At 69.7% G+C, this 8007-nt stretch carries 7 protein-coding genes; all 7 read left to right on the forward strand.

What is annotated here, in order from left to right; all coding sequences use genetic code 11:
* The first annotated feature begins 60 nt into the window (after nt 1-60).
* The 7 genes from AC6LJ5_RS29245 (at nt 61) to AC6LJ5_RS29275 (ending at nt 7895) form a co-directional block, all read left to right on the forward strand.
* Entirely contained in the window at nt 61-1626 is a 1566-nt protein-coding gene (locus AC6LJ5_RS29245; RefSeq protein WP_498142334.1) for an ABC transporter substrate-binding protein, read from the forward strand.
* A gap of 32 nt (nt 1627-1658) precedes the next feature.
* A complete protein-coding gene (locus AC6LJ5_RS29250; RefSeq protein WP_103275217.1) occupies nt 1659-2633 on the forward strand; it encodes an ABC transporter permease in 975 nt (324 codons plus the stop codon).
* Nucleotides 2630-3475 carry an ABC transporter permease gene (locus tag AC6LJ5_RS29255; RefSeq protein ID WP_498142335.1) on the forward strand — a complete coding sequence of 282 codons (846 nt, stop codon included), beginning with the start codon at nt 2630-2632 and terminating at the stop codon, nt 3473-3475. Before AC6LJ5_RS29250 ends, AC6LJ5_RS29255 begins: the two co-directional genes overlap by 4 nt.
* Nucleotides 3472-5151 carry a dipeptide ABC transporter ATP-binding protein gene (locus AC6LJ5_RS29260; protein WP_498142336.1) on the forward strand — a complete coding sequence of 560 codons (1680 nt, stop codon included), beginning with the start codon at nt 3472-3474 and terminating at the stop codon, nt 5149-5151. Before AC6LJ5_RS29255 ends, AC6LJ5_RS29260 begins: the two co-directional genes overlap by 4 nt.
* Nucleotides 5148-6119 (forward strand): 2-hydroxyacid dehydrogenase, encoded by a 972-nt coding sequence (locus AC6LJ5_RS29265; RefSeq protein ID WP_498142337.1) that lies wholly within the window; start codon nt 5148-5150, stop codon nt 6117-6119. Before AC6LJ5_RS29260 ends, AC6LJ5_RS29265 begins: the two co-directional genes overlap by 4 nt.
* A gap of 154 nt (nt 6120-6273) precedes the next feature.
* On the forward strand, nt 6274-7464 hold the full coding sequence (locus AC6LJ5_RS29270; protein ID WP_103275221.1) for an NAD(P)/FAD-dependent oxidoreductase: 1191 nt from the start codon (nt 6274-6276) through the stop codon (nt 7462-7464).
* A complete protein-coding gene (locus tag AC6LJ5_RS29275) occupies nt 7461-7895 on the forward strand; it encodes a DUF1641 domain-containing protein (protein WP_103275222.1) in 435 nt (144 codons plus the stop codon). The genes AC6LJ5_RS29270 and AC6LJ5_RS29275 overlap by 4 nt, the downstream gene beginning before the upstream one ends.
* Nucleotides 7896-8007: the final 112 nt, after the last annotated feature.

Consider the following 8007-nt stretch of genomic DNA (forward strand, 5'->3'; position numbering starts at 1 on the left):
CCTGAACGGCGCGCGTCGCTTTCTTTACCGCCGCCCCGGCCCCGTCACCAGGAGAACCTCATGAACCGACGCGACTTTCTGATCTCGAGCGCCGTCACGGCCGGCTGGCTGAGCGGCGCGACCGCCCTGCCCGCCTGGGCCGCGGCCGCGCGCAACGGCGTGCTCAACATCGCCGTGCAACCCGAGCCGCCGGGCCTGATGCTGGGCATCGTGCAGAACGGCCCCACGCAGATGATCGGCGGCCAGATCTACGAAAGCCTGCTGCGCTACGACGACAAGCTTGAGCCCATGCCCGGCCTGGCCGCGTCCTGGACGGTGAACGACGCGGCCACCGTCTACACCTTCACGCTCAAGCAGGGTGTGCAGTGGCACGACGGCAAGCCCTTCAACGCGCACGACGTGGTGTTCAGCGTCGACCAGTTCCTGCGCAAGACCCACGCGCGCCTGCGCGCCGGGCTGGCCTTCGTGGACAGCATCAAGGCGCTGGACGAGCACACGGTCGAATTCCGCCTGCCCCGGCCGTTCGGCCCGTTCCTGGGGCTGTTCGAGGTCGGCACCATGCCGATGGTGCCGCGCCATATCTACGAAGGCACCGACTACCTGAACAACCCGGCCAACAACACGCCCATCGGCACCGGCCCGTACAAGTTCAAGGAATGGCGGCGCGGTTCGTACATCCAGCTGGTGCGCAACGAGCAGTACCACGAGGCCGGCCTGCCCAGCGTCGACACGCTGTACTTCCACGTGATCCCCGACGCCGCCTCGCGCGCGGCCGCCTTCGAATCCGGCAAGCTGGACGTGCTGCCCGGCGGCACCGTCGAATACTTCGACATCGCGCGCCTGAAGGCGCTGCCCAATGTCGAGACCACCACCAAGGGCTGGGAATTCTTCGGCCCGCATTCCTTCATGTGGCTCAACAACCGCCATCCGGTGCTCGCCGACGTGCGCGTGCGCCGCGCCATCATGTACGCGCTGGACCGCGAGGCCATGCGCAACGTGGCCTGGTACGGCTTCGGCAAGGTCGCCACCGGGCCGTTCAACAGCAGCGTGCGCTATTACACCGACCAGGTCACGCGCTATCCGCGCGACGTGGCGCGCGCCAAACAACTGCTCAAGGAAGCCGGCTACAAGGGTCAGACGCTGCGCCTGCTGCCGCTGCCCTACGGCGAGACCTGGCAGCGCTACGCCGAGATCGCGCGCCAGAACCTGGCCGAGGTTGGCATCAAGCTGGAGATGACCGCCACCGACGTGGCCGGCTGGAGCGAGAAGACCGCCAACTGGGACTACGACATCGCCTTCTGCTACCTGTACCAATACGGCGACGCCGCGCTGGGCGTGAGCCGCAACTACCTCACGTCCACCATCGCCAAGGGCTCGCCCTGGAACAACGTCGAGGGTTACAGCAACCCCAAGGTCGACGAGCTGTTCGAACGCGGCGCGCAGGAAGCCGATCCGCAGAAGCGCCGCGCGCTGTACGAAGAGGTGCAGCGCATCCTGGTCGACGAGGTGCCGGTGGCCTGGCTGCTGGAACTGCAATTCCCCACGCTCTACCGCAACAACATCAAGAACTTGATCAATTCCGGCATCGGCTTGAACGATAGCCTGGCGCGCGCCACGCTGGCCTGAACGGCGCGCAGCCCGGCAACAGGGGGAATGCCATGAAGAAGCTCGCTTACCTGATGCGCCGCGTCGCGCAGGGCCTGCTGGTGCTGGCCCTGATCGCGGTCATCAATTTCCTGCTGATCCGCGCCGCGCCCGGCGATCCGGCCGCCGTCATGGCGGGCGAGGCCGGCGCGGCGGACGAGGCCTTCGTCGCGCAGCTGCGCGAACGCTTCGGGCTGGACAAGCCGCTGCCCCAGCAGCTGGCGACCTACCTGGGACACGCCGCCCGGCTGGACCTGGGCGATTCCTACCGCCAGCAACGGCCGGTCATGAGCCTGATCGGCGAACGGCTGCCCGCGACGCTGCTGCTGACCCTGACGGCCTTCGTCGTGTCGCTGACGCTGGGCGTGGCGCTGGGCGCGTGGAGCAGCGCCCGCGCCGGCACCTGGCTCGACAGCCTGGTCAGCACGCTATCGATGCTGTTCTACGCCACGCCCCTGTTCTGGCTGGCGCTGATGGGGGTGCTGCTGTTCTCGGTCAAGCTGGAATGGCTGCCGGGCTTCGGCTTCGAGACGGTGGGCGCGGGCCACGCGGGACTGGCTCGCGCGGCCGACATCGCCCGTCACTTGGTGCTACCGGCGGCCACGCTGGCGCTCTTCTACATGGCGGTGTATGCCCGCATGACGCGCACCGCCATGCTGGAAGTGGCGCAGATGGATTTCATCAAGACCGCCCGCGCCAAGGGCCTGTCGCCGCGCCGCATCCAGCGCCGCCACATCCTGCGCAACGCGCTGCTGCCGGTCATCACGCTGGCCGGCATCCAGGCCGGCTCCATGGTGGGCGGCACGGTGCTGATCGAGACCGTGTTCGCCTGGCCCGGCATCGGCCGGCTGATGTTCGACGCCCTGGTGCAGCGCGACTACAACCTGCTGCTGGGCACGTTCCTGATCACGGCGGCGCTGGCCGTGGCGTTCAACATCATCACCGACCTGCTCTACACGCTGGCCGATCCGAGGATAGAACTGCAATGAACAACGGATTCTGGCGGCGTTTCCGCCGCAACAAGGGCGCCCTGGCCGGGCTGGCCGTGATGGCCGTGGTGCTGCTGCTGGCGCTGTCCGCGCCGCTGGTCGCGCCGCACGATCCCTGGGCCATGGTGCAGCGCCCCTTCCTGCCGCCGCTGGACCTGGCCGGCCTGCCCTTCGGCACCGACACCATGGGCCGCGACATCGGCTCGGGGCTGGCCTACGGCGCCCGCATCTCTCTGCTGATCGGGCTGGTCTCGACGCTGGCGGGCCTGCTGATCGGCGTGTCGGTCGGCGCGCTGGCCGGCTACTACGGTGGCTGGATCGACAACAGCCTGATGCGCTTCACCGAGCTGTTCCAGGCCATTCCCAGCTTCGCGCTGGCCATCGTGCTGGTGGCGATCTTCCAGCCCTCGGTGGCGTCCATCGTCACGGCCATCGCGCTGGTCTCGTGGCCGCCGGTGGCGCGGCTGGTGCGCAGCGAATTCCTGACGCTGCGCCACCGCGACTTCGTCCATGCCGCGCACCTGGCGGGCGAATCGAACCTGCGCATCATCATCACCCAGATCCTGCCCAACGCGGCCGCGCCCATCGTGGTGATGGGCTCGCTGATGGTGGCCACGGCCATCCTGCTGGAATCGAGCCTGAGCTTCATGGGCCTGGGCGATCCCAACGTGATGAGCTGGGGCTACATGATCGGCGCGGCCCGCACCGCGCTGCGCCAGGCCTGGTGGATCAGCCTGTTCCCCGGCGTAGCCATCCTGCTGACGGTGCTGGCGCTGAACCTGATCGGCGAAGGCCTGAGCGACGGGCTGAACACCCGCATGGATCCCAGGAGCCGCGCATGAACCTCGTCACCTCCCATGCCGCCGCCCCGCCATCCGGGGACGCCCTGCTCGACATCCGCGGCCTGTCGATCCGCCTGCCGGCCGGCGCCGACCGCCCGCTCGCGGTCAAGGACGCCAGCCTGCGCATCGGTCGCGGCGAAACGCTGTGCATCGTGGGCGAAAGCGGCTCCGGCAAGTCCATGATCGCCAACGCCGTCATGGGCCTGCTGCCGCAGCCCATGGTGGCGCCGGTGGCCGGCGCCATCGTGTTCCAGGGCCACGACCTGCTGGCCCTGGCCGAGCCGCAATGGCGCGCGCTGCGCGGCAACCGCATCGGCATGATCTTCCAGGATCCGATGTCGGCGCTCAATCCGGTGATGCGCATCGGCGACCAGCTCGAAGAGGCGCTGGACGCGCACCTGCGCCTGTCGCCCGCCGACAAGCGCGCCCGCATCCTGGGCGCGCTGCGCGACGTGCGGCTGCCGGATCCCGAGGGCATCGCCGCCAGCTATCCCGGACGCCTGTCCGGCGGCCAGCGCCAGCGCGTCATGATCGCCTGCGCGCTGATGCTGGAGCCGGCGCTGCTGATCGCCGACGAGCCCACCACCGCGCTGGACGTCACCACCCAGGCGCAGATCCTGGAGCTGATCCGCGATCTGCAGGCCAAGCGCGGCACCGCCGTGCTGTTCATCACCCATGACTTCGGCGTGGTCTCGCAGATCGCCGATCACGTGGCCGTGATGCAGCTGGGCGAGATCGTCGAGGCCGGCGCGGCCGCCGAGGTGCTGGGCCATCCCCGTCACGACTACACCCGCAAGCTGATCGCCGCCATCCCGCACGGCATGCCCGACGCGGCGCGCGAGGCCGCTCGCCAGCCGGTATTGCTGGACGTGCGCGACCTGCACAAGACCTATGTGTCCGGCGGCGGCCTGTTCCGGCGCGGCCGCGAAACCGCCGCCATGCGCGGCATCAGCTTCACGCTCCAGCGCGGCGAGGTGCTTGGCCTGGTGGGCGAGTCCGGCTCGGGCAAGTCCACGCTGGGCCGCTGCATCGCCGGCTTGCTGGCGCCGGACGGCGGCCAGATCCTCTTCAACGGCCAGGCGGGCAATGCGCGCCCCGCGCCGGGACGTGTGCAAATGGTGTTCCAGGACCCGCAGGCCTCGCTCAACCCGCGCCATACCGTGGGCCGCTCGATCATGGCCGGCCCGCTGGCGCAAGGCATGGCGCCGGAACGCGCCCGCGCCCGGGCGGCGGAACTATTGCAGCTGGTCGGCCTGAATCCCGATGCCGCCGGACGCTATCCGCATGAGTTCTCCGGCGGCCAGCGCCAGCGCATCGGCATCGCCCGCGCGCTGGCCAGCGAGCCCGAGCTGATCGTGGCGGACGAGCCGGTGTCGGCGCTGGACGTATCCGTGCAGGCCCAGGTGCTGGAGCTGTTCGCCAGCGTGCGCCGGCGGTTCCAGCTGAGCATGCTGTTCGTCACCCACGACCTGCGCGTGGCGGTGCAGATGTGCGACCGCATCGCCGTCATGCAGCAGGGCCGCATCATCGAATGCGGGCCCGCCGCGCAGATCATCGGCGCGCCCGGCCAGGACTACACGCGTGAACTGGTGCGGGCCGTGCCCGACTTCGCCAGCATCGTTTCCGGACGCGCGCGCATCAGCGGCCACGCGCGGCTGGCGGAGGTCGCGGCATGAGCGCCCTGCCCCTGCACGCCACCGATCGGCCGCCCTGTATCGCGCTGCTGAGCCGGGTGCTGGACATGCGCTACCTGGTGCCGGCGTTCCAGGCGCTGCGGCCCGACATCGCCTGGCGCACCGCCGACGACCTGGGCGATCCGGCCGATATCGACGCCGCGGTATGCTGGCTGCCGCCCGCCGGTCTGCTGGGCGCGCTGCCCAACCTGCGTCTGATCCAGTCCATCGGCGCCGGCGTGGACCACATCTACGCCGACCCCGCCGTGCCGCGCCACGTGCCGGTCTGCCGCGTGGCCGAGGCGGGCATGGCGGCGGGCATGAGCAGCTACGTCGCCTGGGCGGTGATCAACCATCACCGCCATTTCCCCGACTACGTGCGCAACCATGCCCGGGGCGTGTGGCGCGAGAGTCCCATCGTGCCGCCATCGGAACACCGCGTGGCCATCGCCGGGCTGGGCCGGCTGGGCCTGGCCGCCGCGCGCGCGCTGGCGGCGCTGGGTTATCGCGTCTCGGGCTGGAGCCGCACGCCCAAGCCCGACCTGGCCGAGGGCATCACGGGCTATCACGGCGCCGACGGCCTGCCGGCGCTGCTGGCCCAGGCCGACACGCTGGTCTGCCTGCTGCCGCTGACGGACGAGACGCGCGGCTTCCTGGGCGCCGCGACCTTCGCCCGATTGCCGCGCGGCGCCCATGTGGTCAACGCGGGCCGGGGCGAGCACCTGGACCCCGCCGCCCTGCTGGCGGCGCTGGACAGCGGCCAGCTCTCCTACGCCACGCTGGACGCCACCCCGCAGGAGCCGCTGCCGCCGGACCATCCGCTGTGGCGCCATCCCAAGGTGATGATCACGCCCCACATCGCCACCCGCACGCCGGCCGCCGCCATCGCGCGGCAGACGCTGGACAACCTGGCGGCATTGCAGGCGGGACGTCGCCCCGACACCTGCGCCGACGCGGCCCTCGGATACTGAGCCGGCCAGCGCCAGGCGCGGCGCGGACGCGTAACGGACATCCGCGCCGCGCCTGGCGCCGCATGGACCGGTTGACGCGGCCGTCCTCGCTTGCTACACCAACAGACGCAATTGCACTTGGTCCCAGAAACTTCTCTCTACCTGGAGGTGGTTTATGAGCAAGCGTATTGTTGTCGTAGGCGGCGGCGTAGGCGGCACCATGCTGGCCAATCAGCTCGCCGGAAAGCTGTACCCCGAGATCCAGCGCGGCGAAGTCTCCATCACGCTGCTCTCGGATTCGCCGGATCACTACTACAAGCCGGCCTTCATGTACGTGGCCTTCAATCTCTTCTTCCGCGAAGAACTGAAACGGCCGGAACGCTCCCTGCTGCGACCCGAGATCGAATTCCGCGTGGACAAGGTCACGCGCTTTCATTTCGACCGTCAGGAACTGTCCACGCAGAGCGGGCAACGCCATGGCTATGACTATCTGGTCATCGCGACAGGCTGTGTGCCATCCCCTGAGCGCATCGAAGGGCTGAAAGAAGCCGGCGACCACTTCTACCAGTACGCCGCCGCCCGCCAGCTGGCGGACCGCCTGTCGCGCATCGAACGCGGGCGGGTCTTCGTCAGCGTCACCTTCCCCAAGACGCCCAACGTTCCGCACCAATGCGGCATCGCCCCCATCGAGACCACACTGATGCTGGACGACTACCTGCGGCGTCGCGGCGTGCGCGACAAGGTGGAAATCGTCTACACCTACCCGACCACCTCGCAGCTGCTGCGCAACTGCCTGTTCCTGCAGCGCCCGACCTGCGAGGTGCTGCCCGGCATCTTCGAACAGAAGGGCATCCGCTTCCAGCGTGGCTTCACGCTGTCGCGGGTCGATCCGGAACGGCGCATCGCGTACTCGGAAGAAGGCGGCGAACAGCCCTTCGACATCCTCATGGCCACACCGCCGATACGCGCCGTGGACGTAGTGCTGGAGTCGGGCGTGTCGCAGGCCGAGAACAACGAGGGCTGGCTGCCGACCGACCACGAGACCCTGAAGGTCTACGGGCTGGAGAACGTCTACGTGATCGGCGACACGGTCGACCTGCCGGTCAGCAAGGCCGGCGGCTCCTGCCACAACCAGGCGCCGGTCATCGCCAACAACATCGCCGGCGAGATCCGGTTGGGCCAGGTCTGCAGCGCCTATGACGGCCGGGTGCAGGCGGTGGCCCAGATGGGCCTGAACGCCGGCATGCCGCTCTGGTACGACTACACCCACGACGTGCTGCCCACGCCGCCCACCAAGCTCGGCGGCCTGCTGCGCCACGGCTTCAATCGCGGCCTGTACTGGGCCGTCGCAAGGGGAATGCTATGAACGCGCCACACGAAGGAACCGCCGCGCTGCCCGCCGACACGCCCGCGTCCGCCCCTTTCCTCGGCGGCGGGCCGGGCGCGCGCGCCCTGGCCGACCGGCTGGGCCTGCTGGCCGAGGCCGGCCGGCTCGACAACATCGCCGACCTGCTGTCGCTGGCCTCGGACCTGGTGGACCTGCTGGACCAGTCCATGGTGGAAAAGCTGGCGCTGCTGTCCGAGCAGGCCACCAGCGCGGCCTGGATCGCCGCCAATACATTGCGCGACGCCCACGCCCGCACGCTGCGGGAAGAACGGCCGCCCAGCCTGACGGGCCTCATCGGCCTGCTGCGTGACGAGGACACGCGGCGCGGCATGGCCGTGGCGCTGCGGGCGCTGCAGACGCTGGGCCGGCAGATGAAGGCCCAGCGGCAGGACTACGCGGACGCCTCGTAGGCCGCGCTGGCGCATCGAGAACCCGCGCGCAGGGGAGCGGCCCCGCCTCGCATGCGAGGCGCGTAAAAAAACCCCGGCGGCTCGGGCTTGAGCCGCCGGGGTCGTGTCGGCG

The organism is Achromobacter sp. 1011791174, from assembly GCF_059760925.1.